Source organism: Gluconacetobacter tumulisoli (genome assembly GCF_014174155.1).
GTDB classification, from domain to species: Bacteria; Pseudomonadota; Alphaproteobacteria; order Acetobacterales; family Acetobacteraceae; genus Gluconacetobacter; species Gluconacetobacter tumulisoli.
Map to the genome: position 1 here is coordinate 237,034 of NZ_JABEQM010000004.1, position 16,571 is coordinate 253,604.

The 16,571-nt window shown below is 68.7% G+C and carries 15 protein-coding genes; 5 read left to right on the forward strand and 10 right to left on the reverse strand.

The features are described 5' to 3' along the window. Positions 1–218 precede the first annotated feature (218 nt). The 4 genes from HLH28_RS07110 to HLH28_RS07125 form a co-directional block, all read right to left on the reverse strand. A complete protein-coding gene (locus HLH28_RS07110) occupies positions 219–1,346 on the reverse strand; it encodes an SMP-30/gluconolactonase/LRE family protein (protein ID WP_182956678.1) in 1,128 nt (375 codons plus the stop codon). A 174-nt stretch (positions 1,347–1,520) separates the two neighbouring features. Continuing rightward, positions 1,521–1,967: a hypothetical protein gene (locus tag HLH28_RS07115; protein ID WP_246395739.1), complete on the reverse strand. Its 447-nt coding sequence runs from the start codon at positions 1,965–1,967 to the stop codon at positions 1,521–1,523. Between the two features lie 12 nt (positions 1,968–1,979). Continuing rightward, positions 1,980–3,035, reverse strand: coding sequence for a recombinase RecA (gene recA, locus HLH28_RS07120; RefSeq protein WP_182956681.1), 1,056 nt, complete (start codon positions 3,033–3,035; stop codon positions 1,980–1,982). A gap of 117 nt (positions 3,036–3,152) precedes the next feature. Then, positions 3,153–4,589, reverse strand: coding sequence for a gamma-glutamyltransferase (locus tag HLH28_RS07125; RefSeq protein WP_246395741.1), 1,437 nt, complete (start codon positions 4,587–4,589; stop codon positions 3,153–3,155). 299 nt (positions 4,590–4,888) lie between these two features. Between HLH28_RS07125 and HLH28_RS07130 the strand changes: the two genes are divergently transcribed. Next, complete coding sequence (locus HLH28_RS07130) at positions 4,889–5,662, forward strand: DsbA family protein (protein ID WP_408869828.1); 774 nt, start codon at positions 4,889–4,891, stop codon at positions 5,660–5,662. A gap of 44 nt (positions 5,663–5,706) precedes the next feature. On the opposite strand, the gene hemA is transcribed toward HLH28_RS07130, so the two are convergent. Together hemA and HLH28_RS07140 are read right to left on the reverse strand one after the other, a co-directional pair. Continuing rightward, positions 5,707–6,966, reverse strand: coding sequence for a 5-aminolevulinate synthase (hemA, locus tag HLH28_RS07135; RefSeq protein ID WP_182956687.1), 1,260 nt, complete (start codon positions 6,964–6,966; stop codon positions 5,707–5,709). Between the two features lie 110 nt (positions 6,967–7,076). Continuing rightward, the gene (locus HLH28_RS07140) at positions 7,077–7,541 is read right to left on the reverse strand and encodes a hypothetical protein (RefSeq protein ID WP_182956692.1); all 465 of its coding nucleotides are present in this window, start codon (positions 7,539–7,541) and stop codon (positions 7,077–7,079) included. A gap of 148 nt (positions 7,542–7,689) precedes the next feature. Between HLH28_RS07140 and HLH28_RS07145 the strand changes: the two genes are divergently transcribed. Genes HLH28_RS07145 through HLH28_RS07155 form a run of 3 tightly spaced genes read left to right on the forward strand, consistent with a single transcriptional unit; the run spans position 7,690 to position 12,078 of the window. Beyond that, positions 7,690–9,813, forward strand: a complete 2,124-nt coding sequence (locus HLH28_RS07145) for a transketolase-like TK C-terminal-containing protein (RefSeq protein ID WP_182956695.1) — start codon at positions 7,690–7,692, stop codon at positions 9,811–9,813. A 22-nt stretch (positions 9,814–9,835) separates the two neighbouring features. Next, entirely contained in the window at positions 9,836–10,855 is a 1,020-nt protein-coding gene (gene gap / locus HLH28_RS07150; RefSeq protein WP_182956699.1) for a type I glyceraldehyde-3-phosphate dehydrogenase, read from the forward strand. Next, entirely contained in the window at positions 10,855–12,078 is a 1,224-nt protein-coding gene (locus HLH28_RS07155) for a phosphoglycerate kinase (RefSeq protein ID WP_182956702.1), read from the forward strand. The genes gap and HLH28_RS07155 overlap by 1 nt, the downstream gene beginning before the upstream one ends. Before the next feature lie 183 nt (positions 12,079–12,261). On the opposite strand, the gene ftsY is transcribed toward HLH28_RS07155, so the two are convergent. From ftsY to HLH28_RS07175, 4 genes are read right to left on the reverse strand one after another with little or no spacing between them, the layout of a single operon-like run. Continuing rightward, positions 12,262–13,239, reverse strand: coding sequence for a signal recognition particle-docking protein FtsY (ftsY, locus tag HLH28_RS07160; RefSeq protein ID WP_182956705.1), 978 nt, complete (start codon positions 13,237–13,239; stop codon positions 12,262–12,264). 1 nt (position 13,240) lies between these two features. Further along, the gene (gene mtaB / locus HLH28_RS07165) at positions 13,241–14,485 is read right to left on the reverse strand and encodes a tRNA (N(6)-L-threonylcarbamoyladenosine(37)-C(2))-methylthiotransferase MtaB (protein ID WP_182956708.1); all 1,245 of its coding nucleotides are present in this window, start codon (positions 14,483–14,485) and stop codon (positions 13,241–13,243) included. Continuing rightward, positions 14,482–15,306: a diaminopimelate epimerase gene (gene dapF, locus HLH28_RS07170; RefSeq protein WP_182956711.1), complete on the reverse strand. Its 825-nt coding sequence runs from the start codon at positions 15,304–15,306 to the stop codon at positions 14,482–14,484. The genes mtaB and dapF overlap by 4 nt, the downstream gene beginning before the upstream one ends. Before the next feature lie 56 nt (positions 15,307–15,362). Beyond that, positions 15,363–15,764 (reverse strand): VOC family protein, encoded by a 402-nt coding sequence (locus tag HLH28_RS07175; RefSeq protein ID WP_182956713.1) that lies wholly within the window; start codon positions 15,762–15,764, stop codon positions 15,363–15,365. Positions 15,765–15,892: 128 nt separating this feature from the next. On the opposite strand from HLH28_RS07175, the gene HLH28_RS07180 reads away from it, so the two are divergent. Beyond that, the gene (locus HLH28_RS07180) at positions 15,893–16,558 is read left to right on the forward strand and encodes a class I SAM-dependent methyltransferase (RefSeq protein ID WP_182956717.1); all 666 of its coding nucleotides are present in this window, start codon (positions 15,893–15,895) and stop codon (positions 16,556–16,558) included. The last annotated feature ends 13 nt before the right edge of the window (positions 16,559–16,571 follow it).

Sequence of the window (16,571 nt, forward strand, 5' to 3'; positions counted from 1 at the left end):
TTTCCGTTCCTCCGGAAGGCGCGTTCCAGTATTATTTTCGCGTTCTCAGGCGGCGTAACACCATCCCGGGCGTCAATCCAGTGGCGGCCCCGCCGGCCCGGCTGTCGGCATGCCGCGCGAATGGCGGCCAACCGCCATAAAATCCCGGGATGCTGACATAGACGTGACTGGCACGTCGACCGGCGGGGTACATCGTGCAGGCATGCGTCAGCCCTCCGTCATCGCGGACCGGCCTGGCCGGGATGGAACCGGAACAGCAGGTAGGGGGGATGCCGGCCGTCGGTCCCGCCATGAAATGCCGGAAGACGATCCACCTGCGCCACGGCCAGATACACCATTCCATCGGGTGTGATCGAATAGGCGTCCGGCCAGTCCAGGCGCGGATCGGTCAGCCGCCACAAGGTGCGGCCGTGCGGATCCTCGGCATGGATGGAGTGAGTCTCGATCTCGGACAGGTACAGCGTATCGTGGCTGTCCATGACCAGGCCCCCGACAGGGGGGACATGACGGTCCACCCGCACGCGCCGTTCCAGTTCTGCCTCGGACAATGCCGTATCCAGCAGATCCGATACCGCGACCCGATATAAATTGGGACCGAATGGCGACATGAAGAACAAGGTGCGGCGATCGGCAGACAGTTCGATCTGATCGGCATTGATCCGGGGCGCCTTGCCGTCGGCGCCGACCAGGGGACGGCCATCGACATGCGGCACGATCGACGGATCGGCCTTCGTCAGGGGAGTGTCAGCCAGCAGGCGGCGGATGGCGCCCGTATCGCGATCCAGCACCAGGATCGCACCTGTTCCGGATTCAGTGACGAAGACATGGCGGCCGACAATGCGGATATCGTTCAGATAGCTGTCGTGCGGCGCGACATGATCGTCGAAATGATAGACATGGACCACCTTGTCGGTCGCCAGATCAATCTCGACCAGCTTCGGACCGCCCTCCACGATCGCCGCGAAATGCGGCGTCGCCGGGTCCGTGACCCACAGATGGTTTTCCCCCCGGTCGATATAGAGTGAATTGACCGATACGAAATGCTCCGCCGCCGGTTGTCCGGGCGACCAGCTGTTCCATCCGACGCCGGGATAGGGAACCGGCACGCCATGGGCATCCAGCACCGCGACGCCGGGGGTCCGTTCGACCCAGCTTGGAAAATTGACGAAGATACGGCCATCATTGGCAACGGCGACGCCGTTCCAGGTGTGCGTATCCGTACTGGCGACCAGTTGCAGGGTCGGTGGCGGGGGCGACGGGGATGCCGCCGACGCCCGCCACGGCAGGGCAAAGGAAACGGCGGCAAGGCTGCCGAGAATGAAAATCCTGACGGCACGGCCCATCATGCTGCTTCCGCCTTCCTGCAGTTACGTCGCGTAACGATAGACACCGGGCCGGCTCAGGAACAAGACCGTCACGCCGTCGCACGGCAATCCTCGAACATGTCGTGATCGGACCGGATCGATCAGACCCGCAGGGCTGCGTCGTCGCCTTGCGAAGGCATGGCCCGGGATGGCCGTCTAATGGCCATATCCCGATTGCCCACCGGAATGACGGCCGTAGCTGACCTGCGTGTCGGGGATGACATAATGCTTGCCGTCATTTTTCTGATCGGCATCGTCGTCGCTGGCGTTGGGATCGTATCCGGATGAAATCAGCTGCATCGCCGGCGCATCCGGCAGCGGCTGATAATCCGGCTGCCGCGCCGCCATGGCACCGGGCGAAGACGCCCCCCTGCCCCCGGAAGCACCGTTGTCCCCGCCGGTGGACGGCGCGTCACCGGCATCATCGCCGGCGGCGGAGGCCAGCCCCGGCGGTGGAATGTCGATCGAATCCCCATCCGGCCGGTGAACCGTGCAGGCCCCCAGGCAAAGCAGCACCCCCACGACCGGACGGAACCCGGAGACGCTGCCGAAGCGCAGGCCCGTCAGGGCGCCCGTGCGAACGGAGCGTCTTCTACCGGACATGCGCAGGCCCGATCACTCGGCGGCGTCGGCCAGATCCTGTTCGCCGGGCGCCACCAGCATCGCCTCGGCGACCACACCGGCCTGTTCGCGGACACGACGTTCGATATCGGCGGCCATCTCCGGATGGGTGCGCAGGAACTGCTTGGCGTTTTCACGCCCCTGCCCGATCCGCTGGCTGTCGTAGGAGAACCAGGCGCCCGATTTCTCGACGATGCCCGCCTTGACACCCAGGTCGACCAGTTCGCCCATCTTGCTGATCCCTTCGCCATACATGATGTCGAATTCGACCTGCCGGAACGGGGGGGCCATCTTGTTCTTGACGACCTTCACCCGGGTCTGGTTGCCGACGACCTCGTCCTTGTCCTTGATCGACCCGATCCGCCGGATGTCCATCCGGACCGAGGCATAGAATTTCAGGGCATTGCCGCCCGTCGTCGTTTCCGGACTGCCGAACATCACGCCGATCTTCAGGCGGATCTGGTTCAGGAAGATCATCATGGTGTTGGACCGCGACACCGTGCCCGTCAGCTTGCGCAGCGCCTGGCTCATCAGGCGCGCATGCAGGCCGACATGGCTGTCGCCCATGTCGCCTTCCAGTTCCGCCCGCGGCACCAGGGCCGCCACGCTGTCCACGACCAACACGTCGATCGCCCCGGAACGCACCAGGGTGTCCGCGATCTCCAGCGCCTGTTCACCGGCATCCGGCTGGCTGATCAGCAGATTGTCGACATCGACACCCAGCTTGCGCGCATATCCGGGGTCCAGCGCATGTTCGGCATCGATAAAGGCGCAGGTGCCGCCCTTTTTCTGTGCCTCGGCGATGGCGTGCAGGGCCAGCGTCGTCTTGCCGGAGCTTTCGGGACCATAGATCTCGACGATGCGGCCCCGCGGCAGGCCGCCGATTCCCAACGCGATATCCAGGCCCAGCGACCCGGACGAAATGACGTCGGCCTGTTCGTTGGGGCGTTCCCCCAGGCGCATGACCGACCCCTTGCCGAACGCCCGTTCGATCTGGCTCAGGGCGCCCTCAAGCGCCTTGCTCTTGTCCATGCCCGGTGCCTGCGCCATCGCCCTTACCCCATTCCAATGCCGTGAATATCCGAATCCTGTGCATCCCAAGTGTGCAAGGCCGGCCTCGAAAATCTAGAACAAAACATGATCATCCACAAGCGGCACGCAGCCCCGTCACTCGGATCCCACGGCCAGGCCGGACCCCCGCGCGTCGGTTCCGCCCACGCAGCTTCCCTCGCCGCCCGGCAGGCCGTTCGGGCAGGAAATCGCGTTGATGCGGCCATTGGCCGTGACTGGCCGCGCCCCGGGATCCTGCCCGGCCAGCACCTGCTGCAGTTCCGCCGCCACCGCATCGGCGGCATCGTTCTGCCCGGACCCGGTCACCGCCGCGCGGAACCCCCGGCCCTGGCTGGCGATCGCCGCGGTCAGCAGCGGGCGCGGCAGGCGCTGGGGCGACGCCGCGATGACGATGCCGGTGCTGCCGGCCAGGCGACCGGTCCCGAACAGATTGTCCATCGTCAGGGCGCAGGCGACCGCGCCCCCATGGCGGTCGACCACCGCAAACGATGTCGAGGCCGGCAGATGCGGCAGGGTACCGCCCCCGGGGACGTTTCCGGATTCCAGCACGGCCTGCGCCTGGGCGACCAAATCGTCGGCATCATGCGCTTCGGCCGCGCGGGCGCGCCAGGCCGCGACCGTCGCCTGCCCCACCTGCCCGGCCTGCCCGCCGGCGGACAGGGCGCGATAGGCCACGGCGCTGCCCAGCCCGCCATCGGCCGGCGGCGGCAGGAAGGCCACGGTTGTCCCGCGGGAAATGACGGTCAGCGGCTGCGTTTCGGCCGGGACCGCGCCGCGCAGGTCCGCGGACACCAGCCCGCCACCCGCCGCCTGGCTGCCCGCGACGAAGGAAGCCGCCAGTGCGCCATTATACAAATCGCCCACGCCCACGCTGCGGATCTGCTCCAGCACGCCGGCCAGGTGGGATTGAACCAGCGTATCACCCTCGGTCAGGATCCTGCCGTCATTGCGGCTGAACAGCGCCCGCGCACCGGGATCGGCCAGCAAGGGCGCCTCCACGGCCGCCAGATCGTTCGCCAGGCCCCGGCTGACGGTCATGCCGTTCCGCGCAAGGCCCAGCGCCGGGGACAGGGTTTCCCCGAATTCCACGCTGCCATAGCGCAGGTGCATCAGATAGAGGCCACGCGCCAGCATCGGCACCGCCGCCGGCCGGTCCACCCGTTCGCCCCCGGCTGCCGCCCCCGCATTCGCCGCCGTGGCCCCCGCAACCGGCGTGAACAGGAAGGCCCGTCCGCCCTGCGTGTCGCCCGGACGGTAGGCCAGGCATGCGCCGCCGGCCCCCATCGACGCCCGCGACGGCAGGGTGACGGCCAGGGACATGCCCAACGCCGCGGCGGCGTCGGCGGCATTGCCACCGCGGGCGAGCACATCCCGTGCGACCATGGCCGCCTGGGGTTCGTCTGCCACCACATTGCCGATATATCCGCTGAGATAGGGCGAGTTCGCTCCGCCGAACAGCGTCGTGCTGACCGTCTTGACCGGCGATGTTCCGCAGCCGGCCAGCGCGGCCGCCAGGACGGTCGACGCCAACATGGCCCCATATCGGCGGACAGGGGGATTCAGGGGACGCTCACGCACGCACAAATTCTCCATAGCCACCGTTCCGGCCCCGAGGCGAACCACCGGGCCCTTCGGGATTAGCGGTCTTCGGGAACGGCGGCAACACGGGACATCCCCGCATGGCGTTCCGGCGTGACAACCCGGGAGGGGGCCTGCCGGGACGTCGCCCTTCCGCCCCGGGATGTTCTGCTTTACAGACGGCGGACATCCGATCCGCCAACCGGAGCATATCCTTGCCGCATTCCCGCCTTGCCACCGCCACCCCTGCCCGCATGCCCTCCTGGCGGGGATGGGCCCTGTCCGCCGCGATGCTGGCGGCAGGGCTGACGGGCACCAGCGGGGCCGCCCGGGCCGCCGATGCCGGCAGCTTCACCGACGCCCAGCGGCAGGAGATCGTGGCCATCGTCAGGACCGCCCTCAAGACCGACCCGTCCATCCTGGCCGACGCCATCACCGCCCTTCGCGCGGGGGCGGAGGCGCAGCAGCAGGCATCGACCCGCGACGCCCTGACGGCGAACCGGGCGGCGCTGAGCACGCCCGCCGCCACGGACGCCATCCTGGGCGACCCACATGGCAGCACGACGGTGGTTGAATTCTATGATCCGCGTTGCCCCTACTGCCGGAAGGTCCTGCCTGACCTGGACCGCCTGGTCCACGAAGACCGGAACGTGCGTATCCTGGAAAAGATCGTACCGGTCCTGGGGCCGGCCAGCACCCTTGCCGCGCAGGCCATCGTCGCCGCGTCCCTGCAAGGCGGTCAGGACGCCTATTTCCGCATGCAGCGCGCCGTAATGACGGATAGCGCGAAGCCCGACAGCGCGCGGATCCGCGTCCTGGCGGCGCAGGCCGGGCTGGATCCCGACCGTCTGGCGACCGACATGGCCGGGTCCACCGTCGCCGCGACCCTGCGCGCCAATACGACACTGGCCGGGGCGATCAACCTGGAAGGCACGCCGACCTTCATCTTCGATGCCCGCTACGTCATCCCCGGCGCCGTCGAACTGAGCGATTTGAAGGCCGCGATCGCCAAGGTCCGCAAGGGCTGAGGCACGACCGGGGAGGCCCGCCGCCCCGGCCCCACGGCCGCCCATCAGGCCGCCGCGTGGACCTTACGGTTCACCGAAACATCCAGCAACGTCGCCAGGGCGGCCACCATCTCGTCCATCATCGCGTCGGTATGGAACGGGCCGGGCGTCAGGCGCAGCCGCTCGGTGCCGCGCGGCACGGTCGGGTAATTGATCGGCGTCGCATACAGCCCGTATTCCGACAGCAGGCGGCGGCTGATCTCGGTACACCGGTCGGCGTCGCCGACCGGGATCGGCACGATATGGCTGGGCGTCTGCATGAACGGCACGCCCGCCGCGCGCAGGCGGGCCCGGAACGCCTCGACCCGCTCGAACATCTTCTCGCGCCGCCAGCCGTCCTTGCGGACCAGCCGGACACTGGCCAGCGCTGCCGCCACGACCGATGGCGGCAGCGACGTCGTGAAGATGAATCCCGACGCCGCGCATCGCAGATAATCGATCAGTTCGACCGACCCGGTGACATAGCCGCCATGGACGCCGAATCCCTTGGCCAGCGTCCCTTCGATGATGTCGACCTGATCGGCGACGCCGTCGCGTTCCGATACGCCGCCGCCCTGCGCGCCGTACAGGCCGACGGCATGGACCTCGTCCAGATAGGTCATGGCGCCGTATTTCCGCGCCAGTGCGCAGGTTGCCGCGATATCGGAAATATCGCCGTCCATGGAATAGACGCTTTCGAACGCGACCAGTTTCGGCGCGTCCTTCGGCGCGGCCGCCAGCTTCGCCTCCAGGTCCGCCAGGTCGTTATGTTCGAAGATCACGCAGGACGACCCGCGCGCGCCCTTGATGCCGGCGATCATCGACGCATGGTTCTGGCGGTCGGAAAAGCAGATCCAGCCGGGCATGCTGGTCAGGATGGTCTGCAGGCTGGCCTGGTTCGAGACATAGCCCGAAACGAACAGAAGCCCGGCCTCCTTGCCGTGCAGGCTGGCCAGTTCGGCCTCCAGTTCCGCGTGCAGCGGGCTGGTGCCGGCAATGTTGCGCGTGCCGCCGGCGCCGGCACCATGCGCGCGGATCGCCGCGATCGCAGCCTCGGCGACCGCGGGGTCGACACCCATGCCCAGATAGTCGTTTGCGGACCAGACTACGACCTCCCGCCCCTCGGGCGGCTGGACCACCGGGTCGGCCTGGTCATAGAGCGGGTAATTGTCAGCCTGGCGCGCCAGGGGGGTGAACTGACGATAACGGCCCTGCCTGCGGATATCTTCCAGCGCTGTTCGGCAGAACCGGTAGAAAGGGTGTCCGCCTGCGTCGATACTGGCCACTCTCGAATTCTCCTGCGGCAGCCGCGCGGGACCGGGTTCCAGAATTCCCCGCCCCCACGGCCGTCGCCGTTACGGTTCGCCCGCTTCCGTCAGGCGGATGTCGGTTCGGTTCATCGCACATACACCCGGATTACGCCGACGGTCACCGACGAATCCGACATAGCGGTTATTTCCACCTGCGAGGGCGACGCCCCGTCCGAGACGATCGCCGCAGCGACCGCCTGCCCGTCGGTGGCCGCCAGATGGCCAAGGGCTGTGCCTTCCTGCTGGGGCGTCGGGCCGGCCGGGACCAGCACCCTGACCTGGAACAGGACATTGGCCTTCAGCGCCAGCGCCCGCGCCACCGCCCCTTTCAGGGCCGGCTGCCATTGCCCGGGCGGCGTGCCGGCCGGGATCTCGACCAGCGGCGGAACGGGTGGCCGTCCGGGCGGGGCAGGCGGCACGTACGGCACGGGGGGGCGGCTGGCATGCGGGTCGAAGGTCCGCTGGTCCACCAGGTCGCATCCCGCCAGGCACAGGGCGCCCGCCATGGACGCGGCAAGCACAATCGGGTCGGGACGACAACGGATGGACATGGCGACGCACGGTTACAGCATCCGTCGCACGGGGCAAGAGCGTTTACGCTGCAACTTGCGGGCCGCCGCCCACACTCCTATAGCCATCGGGATACCTCTTTCGTCGTCGGTGGCCGGATTACGATACCGACGAAAGGCAGGCCGACGGATGGAAACCACCCAGACCGACATTCTTCCGTCGGCCCCCGACGGAAGGGCCACGCCGGATGCCGCCCCGCCACGCACGCGACGGCCCGCCCAGGCCCAGACCATCAATGCCCTGACCATCCATGCCCTGCGCGACGCGGTGCAGGCCTTCATCCGCGCGGCCGGTCCCGACCCCGCCGCCGCCGCTCAGGCCAGCGCGATGGCGACCCCGACCTGCGTCCTGTGGAACCAGTTCCTGCGTTTCGATCCCGCCTGCGCCGACTGGCCGGACCGCGACCGCTTCGTCGTGTCGTCCACCCGCCACCGGCTGCTGCTGCAGGCGATGATGCGCCTGGCAGGACAGACGGCGGCACCCGGCGAAGCCCTGGTGGAATACGGCACCCATCCCGCCGTCGAAATGGCGTTCGGCCCCAGCGGCCAGGGCCTGGGCGCCGCAGTCGGCATGGCGCTGGCCGAACGGCACATGGCCGCGCGGTTCGGGCGGTCGATCGTCAATCACCGGATCTGGGTCCTGTCCTGCGGGACGGAACTGTCCACCGGCGTCGCCCTGGAATCCGCGGTGCTGGCCGGGCGGATGGCCCTGGACCGGGTTACCGTCCTGTTCGAGATCGCCCCCCAGGACGAGATGGAGGCCGAGGACACGCTCGGCCGCTATGCCGCCTCCGGCTGGTCGGTCCGCACGGTGGCGGCCGAGGACCCGGACGCCGTCCATGCCGCCCTGTCGGCCACGTTGCGTGCGCGCAAGCCCTGCATCGTCGCCTGCACCGTGACGCCGGCGGCACCGCCCGCAACGACCGGTTCCGGCCTGGAGGGCGACCTGTCGACCCTGCTGTGGGCGCCCACGGCGCGGCGGGGGGCATCGGCGCGCCGGTCCTGGCTGCGCCGCCTGGCCAAGCATCGGCATCGGTCGGAATTCGAACGCACGACCCAGGGCCGCCTGCCCGCCTTCTGGCGCGAGGACTGGGTGCGGTCTTGGCAGACGCAGGGCGCGCCCCTGCATACCGCGACGCTGCAACCGGCCCCCCTGCGGGCCAGCCGTCCACGTGCGCCGACGCTGCCCGCCCCCCATTCGGGTGGCGAAACCGCGGATACGACGCTGGCGCACGCGCGGCAGGGACTGGACATCCTGCGCGACCTGATCCCGGAACTGCTGTGCCTGACCTCCCGCCGGGGCATCGACCTGACGGGCGCGGCCCGCCGGGGCGAGGCCGCGCCCGATTGCGGCACGCGCGTGCATGGCCTGGCCGCGCTGCTGAACGGCATCGCGCTGCATGGCGGCCTGATCCCGTGCGGGGCAACGACGTTCGTCGCGGTCGACCGCATGCGTCCGGCGCTGCGTTTCGCCGCGATGATGCGACGGCAGGTCATCTATCTTCTGACCGACGACGGGCTGGCGCTGGGTCCAGACGGCGCAGGGTGGCTGCCGGTGGAGCAGTTGGCCAGCCTGCGGGCGATGCCCAATGTCGCGGTATTCCGCCCCGCAGACCGGAGGGAGACGATGGAATGCTGGGAACTGGCGCTGCGCCGAACCGAGGGGCCCAGCCTGATGACGCTCTGCCCCGTCCTGGCGGACGACGCGCGGACGCCGGGGGCCGCCGACGCGCGTCCCCGCCGCCCGCGTGGTGCCGGTGGCACCGGCGTTCGCGGCGGATACGTCCTGGAGGAGGCACGTGGGCCGCGCCAGGTGACATTGATCGCCACGGGCAGCGAGGTCGCGATCGCCCGGCAGGCCCTGCATCACCTGGTGCGCGACGGGATCCATGCCGCCCTGGTGTCGCTGCCCTGCTGGGAATTGTTCAGCATGCAGGACGCGGCATACCGCGACCATGTGCTGGGGCATGCGCCCCGGATCGGGATCGAGGCCGCGTCGGGATTCGGATGGGACCGCTGGCTGGGCCCCGACGGCGTGTTCATCGGCATGGAGGGATTCGGCGAAACCGCGCCGTCCAGCGAACTCTATCGCCGACTGGGCATCACCGCCGAACGGATCCGTGACACCGCGCGACGCCTTGTCCATGAGACGGGACGTGACTTTCCGTCGCCGTCCGGGCAGAAAGCTGGAGGCGGCCGCGTACGGTCCCTAGCCGGGGGCGCCGTCCCACAACGGCCGACGATCCGTAGCTGAATTCACACGGGAGAGAAATAGAATGGCTGTCAAAGTCGCGATTAATGGTTTCGGCCGCATCGGTCGCCTTGTCCTGCGCGGAATCATCGAAAGCGGGCGCACCGACGTGGAGCCCGTCGCCATCAACGATCTGGGCAGCGTCGCCGACAACGCCCACCTGCTGAGCTATGACAGCATCCACGGCCGTTTCCCCGCCGAGGTACGCGTCGAAGGCAATTCGATCGTCATCGCAGCCAACGGCCGCACCTACACGCTCGCCGTGTCGGCCGAGGCCGACCCGACCAAGGTGCCCTTCGACGGCGTCGACGTGGCCATGGAATGCACCGGCCGCTTCACCACCAAGGAAAAGGCGGCCCACCTGATCGAGGCCGGCGCGCGCAAGGTCATCATCTCGGCCCCCGGGACGCATGTGGACGCCACCATCGTCTACGGCGTGAACCACGACACGCTGACCAGCGACATGACCGTGATTTCCAACGCCTCCTGCACCACCAACTGCCTGGCGCCCGTCGCCAAGGTGCTGGACGAGACGTTCGGGATCGAACGCGGCTACATGGTCACCATCCATTCCTATACCGGTGACCAGCGCACGGTGGACACGCTGCACAAGGATCCGCGCCGCGCCCGCGCGGCGGCGATGAACATCATCCCGACCTCCACCGGCGCCGCCCGCGCGGTCGGCCTGGTACTGCCGCACCTGAAGGGCAAGCTGGACGGCACCGCCATCCGCGTACCGACGCCCAACGTCTCGCTCGTCTCGCTCGATTTCGTGCCGGCGCGTGCCCCGGCCTCGGTCGAGGAAGTCAATGCAGCGATGCTGAAGGCCGCGTCCGAGGGCCCGCTGAAGGGCATCCTAGCGTACAACACCGAACCGCTGGTCAGCACCGACTTCAACCACACCCTCGCGTCCTCGACCTTCGACGCGACGGAAACGGCGCTGGTCGATGGCGGCAAGCTGGTGCGGATCTGCAGCTGGTACGACAACGAATGGGGCTTCTCCAACCGGATGTCGGACACCGCCGCCCTCTTCGGATCGCTGTAATGGCCAGCCTTTCGTTCAAGACGCTCGACACGCTGAACGCGGCAGGACGCAAGGTCCTGCTGCGCGCCGACCTGAACGTGCCCGTGCGCGACGGGCATATCACGGACCTGACCCGGATCGAGCGTCTGGCCCCCACCATCCGCGAACTGGCGGACAAGGGGGCGCGGGTCATCGTCGTCAGCCATTTCGACCGCCCCAAGGGCAAGCGCGTGCCGGAGATGTCCCTGGCCCCGATCGCGGCCGCCCTGGGCAAGACGCTTGGCCGGCCGGTGGCGTTCGCCGACGACTGCATCGGCCCGGTGGCCGAGGCCGCCGTCGCCGCGCTGAAGGACGGGGACGTGCTGGTGCTGGAAAACACGCGTTTCCATGCCGGCGAGGAAAAGAACGACCCCGACCTGTCGAAGGCGCTGGCCGGCCTGGCGGACGATTACGTCAATGACGCGTTTTCCGCCGCCCACCGCGCCCATGCCTCGACCGAGGGCGTGGCCCGCTTCCTGCCATCCTTCGCCGGACGACTGATGGAAGCCGAACTGAACGCCCTGAACGTCGCGCTGGAAAATCCGGCCCACCCGGTCGGCGCGATCGTGGGCGGCGCCAAGATCTCGACCAAGCTGGACCTGATCGGCAACCTGCTGGACAAGGTCGACGTCCTGATCGTCGGCGGGGCGATGGCCAATACCTTCCTCGCGGCGAAGGGGGTCGATGTCGGCAAGTCGCTGCAGGAAGCGGACATGCACGACACCGCGCGCGCGATCATGGCCCGCGCGACGGAACGGGGATGCGAGATCGTCCTGCCGGTGGACGCCGTGACGGCGACCGAATTCCGGGCCGACCCGCCGACCAAAACCGTGCCGGTCGATGCCATCCCCGCCGATTCAATGGTACTGGACGCCGGGCCGGAAACGGTCAAGCTGCTGACCGAAAAGATCATCGGGCTGAAGACACTGGTCTGGAACGGGCCGCTGGGCGCGTTCGAACTCCACCCCTTCGACACCGCGACGAACGAACTGGCGGCCGAAGTGGCGCGGCGGACCCAGGCCGGGCAGCTGACCAGCGTCGCGGGCGGCGGCGACACCGTATCCGCGCTGCGCCATGCCGGGGTCGCGGACCAGATGACCTATATCTCGACCGCCGGCGGCGCGTTCCTGGAGTGGCTGGAAGGCAAGACGCTGCCCGGCATCCAGGCGCTGGGCGAACTGTCGGAACGTATCCTGCCGCTCTGACGGATGCGGGACCGGGGGCGGATCGCATTCACACGCGATCCGCCCCTTCGGCGGCATGCCTCAGGACGCCGCCCTGAATCCCGCCAAAGGCTTGGCCCTTTGGAAAACCCTGCCATTTAATCCATGATCGGGGCCCAGGGGCCTCGGCCCCTGCCGGGTTCGGGCAGCGCCCGACCTTGTATCTCAGACTTCGCCCTGCTCGCCCTCGCCCCCGGCGGCTTCGTCGTGCGCGCTCAGGCGCACCGAATCGCCCACCAGGCCGCGCGCGAACGCCTCGGCCGAGAACGGTCGCAGATCTTCCGCCTGTTCGCCCACGCCCACGGCGTGAACCGGCAGGCCATACGCATCGGCCAGCGCGACGACGATGCCGCCCCGTGCGGATCCATCCAGCTTCGTCACCACCAGCCCCGTGACGTTCACCAGTTCCTTGAACACCCGCACCTGCTCGATCGCGTTCTGCCCGGTCGTGGCGTCCAGGACCAGCAGCACCGAATGGGGCGCGGTTTCGTCGAACTTGCGCATGACGCGGATGATCTTGGCCAGTTCCTCCATCAGCGCGCCCTTATTGTGCAGGCGGCCGGCGGTGTCGATCAGCAGCAGGTCCGCGCCTTCGGCCTGCGCGCGCTTCAGCGCCTCGAACGCCAGGCCGGCCGCGTCCGCGTTCGGCGCCCCGGCGATGACCGGAACGCCGACGCGCTGGCCCCAGACCTGGAGCTGCTCGACGGCGGCGGCGCGGAACGTATCGCCCGCCACCATCATCACCCGCAGTCCCTGCTCGCCGTAATAGCGGGCCATCTTGCCGATGGTCGTCGTCTTGCCGGTGCCGTTGACACCGACGACCAGCACCACATGCGGCTTGCGCGCGGGGTCGGGGACGAAGGGCACCGCCACCGGTTCCAGCACCCGCGCGATTTCGGTGGACAGGGCGTCGCGGATTTCGTCATCCGTGACCTCCTTGCCGAAGCGCGAACTGCGGAACGATTCGATGATGCGCGCGGCAACCGCCGGGCCGAGATCCGCCGAGATCAGCAGATCTTCCAGCTCCTCCAGTGCCGCGTCGTCCAGCTTGCGGCGCGTGAACACCGCCGCGATGCCGCCGCCGAGCTTCTGCGTCGAGCGGGACAATCCTGCCTTCAGGCGGGATAAAAAACCGAGTGCCATGTCAGAGGGTTTCCGCCACCAGCCCGTTTTCGTCAACCGCCGTCGCCCGCACGGTCAGGATCTGCCCGGCCTCGGCCGGCGTGCCGGCCAGCCGCACCGGCGCGAATTCCTCGGAATGGCCGCTGGTCGCGGTTTCCAGCAGCACGCGCAAGGTTCGGCCCAGCAGTCCGGCATGGTACTCGGCCGCCGCCGCCTGCCCGGCCGCGCGCAGGCGGGCGGCGCGCTCTTTCCGCAGCGCCACCGCCACCGCGGGCATGCGGGCCGCGGGGGTTCCGGGCCGTTCGCTGTAGGGGAAGACATGCAGGTACGGCAGACGCTGGGACCGCACGAAATCCAGGGTTTCGTCGAACAGCACGTCAGTCTCGGTCGGGAAGCCCGCGATCACGTCGGCGCCGATGCCGATGTCGGGGCGGCAGGTGCGGGCCCGGTCGATGACGCGCACCACATCGTCCACCAGGTGCCGGCGCTTCATGCGCTTCAGCACCATGTCCGACCCGGCCTGCAGCGACAGATGCAGATAGGGCATGAACCGCCGCTCATGCTCCAGCAGACGCCACAGATCGTCATCGATTTCCACCGGATCGACCGAGGACAGGCGCAGGCGCTCCAGTTCCGGGACCAGGGCCAGCACCCGGCGGCAGAGCTGGCCCAGTGCCGGCTGCCCCGGCAGGTCCCCGCCCCACGAGGTGATGTCCACGCCCGTCAGCACGATTTCACGATAGCCCGAGGCGACCAGGGCGCGGACCTGCTCCACCACCGCGCCGACCGGCACGGATCGCGACGGCCCCCGCCCGAACGGGATGATGCAGAAGGTGCAGCGATGGTCGCACCCCTGCTGCACCTCGACGAAGGCGCGTGTCCGGCCGGCGAATTCGGTCACCAGATGCGGGACGGTCTCGGTCGCCGCCATGATGTCGGACACCGCGTCGCCACCCGTCATCGCCGCAGAGGTCCAGCTTGCCGCCTCCAGCTTTTCGCGATTGCCCAGGACGCGGGTGACGCCCGGCAGCGCCGACCAGCGCGCCGGGTCGATCTGCGCGGCGCAGCCGGTCACGACGATCCGGGCGTCCGGCCGGTCGCGATGGGCGCGACGGATCGCCTGCCGCGCCTGGCGCTCGGCCTCGGCCGTCACGGCGCAGGTATTGACGATGACGACATCGTCCAGCCCCGCCGCATGCCCGCGCATCACCTCGCTCTCGTAGGTGTTCAGGCGGCAGCCGAAGGTCAGGATCTCGGGCTTGCTCATGACGGATAGCCGTCCAGATCCACGGTGCCGACGAAGCTGGTGACGGCCGGGCCGGTCATCAGCACATGCCCGTCGGCCTCGCGCCACGTGATCGACAGCGACCCGCCATCCATGTCCACCCGGCAGGTGCGGTCCACCAGTCCGCGACGCACGGCATTGACCACCGTGGCGCATGCCCCGGACCCGCAGGCCAGGGTCAGGCCGCTGCCGCGTTCCCACACGCGCAGGCGCAGCGCCCCGCGCGACAGGATGCGGGCGAAGCCGACATTCGCCCGTTCGGGAAACAGCGGATGACGCTCCAGCATCGGTCCGTCCTCACGCGGGTCCAGGCCCGGCACGTCGGCCAGGAAGAAGGTCACGTGCGGATTGCCCATCGACGCGGCGGCCGGGTCGCCTTCGATCGGCAGATGCAGCGTGTCGATGTCGCGCGCCAGGGGCACGTCGCGCCAGCCCAGGGCCGGGGGGCCCATATCCACCGTCACCTCTCCCGCCGCGTCGATCCGCGCCGCAAGCAGGCCCGCCCGCGTCTGCAACACGGGGGCGGTACTGCCCCCCTGCTGGCGCAGCAGGGCCGCGACGCAGCGCGAAGCATTGCCGCAGGCCGCGGACTCGCTGCCGTCCGCATTGAAAAAGCGGACGAACACGTCCGCCCCCGTCTGGCAGGCGGGACGCAGGATGACGAACTGGTCGCAGCCGATCCCGCGATGACGATCGGACAGCGCCGCGATCCGCGCGGGTGTCAGGTCGAAACGTTCCGTCCGTTCGTCCACGACGACGAAATCGTTGCCCAGCCCGTGCATCTTGTAGAAGGGGATCATCATGCGCGCCTTATACGGCACGGCCGTGGAATGCGCGAGAATTCTCGCGCGCCTGCCGGTCAGAGGAAACGACCCGGCGCCCCCCGCTGCAGCACCTCGATCCGGTAGCCGTCTGGATCGGCGATGAAGAAGAACCGCCCGACCACCCGCTCACCCAGCGTCAATTGCTTGACCGGCAGCGGCGACAGGCCCGCCTGCGTCAGGCGGGCATGCTCGGCGTCCACATCGGCCACCGACACCGCCAGATGGCCGTAGCCGTCGCCCAGATCGTAAGGGCGGTCGCGATCGCGATTGACCGTCAGTTCCAGTTCAAACGTCTGCTCGGCATTCGCCAGATAGATCAGGGTAAAGCTGTCGAATGCCAGGCGGTCGATGACCGCCAGGCCGAACGCCTGTTCGTAGAAAGCAAGGGATGCGGCCTCGTCCCGCACCCGGATCATGGAATGAATCAGTTTCGCCATCGTCTTGCTCCTTCGCGTCTCCGTCAGGGGCGCGGATGATAGCCGGCAGCGGCAAAGGGGAAAGAGGCAGCCTTCCCGTTCCGACGAGCGGGCTGGATTTTCCGTCCCGTCTGTCGCATGTGCGGAGGATGACCGACCAGCATGGCTTCCATCCCGCCGCGTTCACTACGGCCAGCACCGAACCCGACGCCCGTTTCTATGCCGGCCGTCCGCCCGGGGCACTGATGGATGCCGGGGCGCGGGCCGCCGTTACCGCGCTCTACCAGACCGTCCTGCCCGAGGGGGCGTGGGTGCTGGACCTGATGGCCGGCGACGACAGCCACCTGCCGCCGGATACCTCGTGCGAGGCCGTCATCGGGATCGGCCTGGATGCGGCGGCGCTGGACGCCAATCCGCGCCTGACGCAGCGGATCGTCCAGGACCTGAACGAGGACCCCGTCCTGCCTCTGCCCGATGACAGCCTGGACGCGGTGTGCCTGTGCGACGCCGCGCCCTATCTGCGGCGCCCGCTGGAGATCCTGGCGGAGGCGGCCCGCGTCCTGCGGCCGGGCGGGATCGTCGTCTTCACCTTTGCCGAACGTCTGCTGCCCGGCAAGGCGGTGGCACTGTGGCAGGCGCTGGAGGGGGCTGACCGGTCCCGCCTGCTGACCATCCTGCTGGGCCGCGCGGGCTTCGTCTTCATCGATACCGGGGAAGTCCAGCCCCCCGTCGACGACCCGGCCTGGCTCGACGCGGTCTATGCCGTCACGGCGCGCAAGCCCGGTGCCGCATCTATTTATTCAACAAATGACTAGGTAATATTCTTAT